Genomic DNA, 880 nt, shown 5'->3' on the forward strand with positions numbered 1-880 from the left:
GCGGGCCGAAGGCGTGCAGGCCGATCAGCTCGTCGGTTTGATGGCCGAGCGTTCACTGGACATGATGGTGGGCATTTTCGCCATATTAAAAGCCGGAGGAGCCTACGTACCGATCGATCCGGACTACCCGGAAGAGCGCATCCGCTACATGTTGGAGGATTCGGGGGCCAAGCTGCTCTTGCTGCCAAGCCATTTGCAGGATCGCGTACACTTTGCGGGCCGGATTTTGAAGCTGGACGAGGCGCAAGCCTACGTGCTGGACGGCTCGAATCTGGAGCCGGTCGCCGATCCTCGGGACATCGCGTATGTCATTTATACGTCGGGATCGACCGGCAAGCCGAAAGGCGTCATGGTCGAACACCGGTCGGTGATCAACCGCCTGATCTGGATGCAGGAGGCGTATCCGCTGGATGCAGGAGATACAATACTGCAAAAAACGGCGATCACGTTCGACGTTTCCGTATGGGAGCTGTTCTGGTGGTCGTTCGTCGGAGCGAGTATGTGCCTGCTCCCGGTCGGCGGGGAGAAAGACCCGGAAGTGATTGTGGAGACGATTGCTGCGCAAAGGATCAGCACGATGCATTTCGTACCGGCGATGCTGAACGCCTTCCTGGAATACATCGAGCGTCAAGGAGAGGAAGCGCAAGGCAAACTGGCTTCACTGAAGCAAGTGTTTGCCAGCGGTGAAGCATTAACGCCGAATGCGGCGGCGCGGTTCCAGCAATTCGTGGCTCCGGTCGGCCAGGCGAAGCTGGTGAATTTGTACGGACCGACGGAAGCGACGGTCGACGTGTCGTACTTTAACTTGCAAGCGGACGAAACGTACAGAACGATTCCAATCGGTAAGCCGATCTCGAATATACGGCTTTATATCGTCAGC

1 protein-coding gene is annotated in these 880 nt (G+C 57.3%); it reads left to right on the top strand.

Translation table 11 applies throughout. The annotated features are described in order from the left end of the window. On the top strand, window positions 1-880 hold an 880-nt coding region (locus L693_RS28415), incomplete at both ends, for an AMP-binding protein (RefSeq protein ID WP_155983906.1).

This window comes from Paenibacillus sp. 1-18, assembly GCF_000520755.1.
GTDB lineage: Bacteria > Bacillota > Bacilli > Paenibacillales > Paenibacillaceae > Paenibacillus > Paenibacillus brasilensis.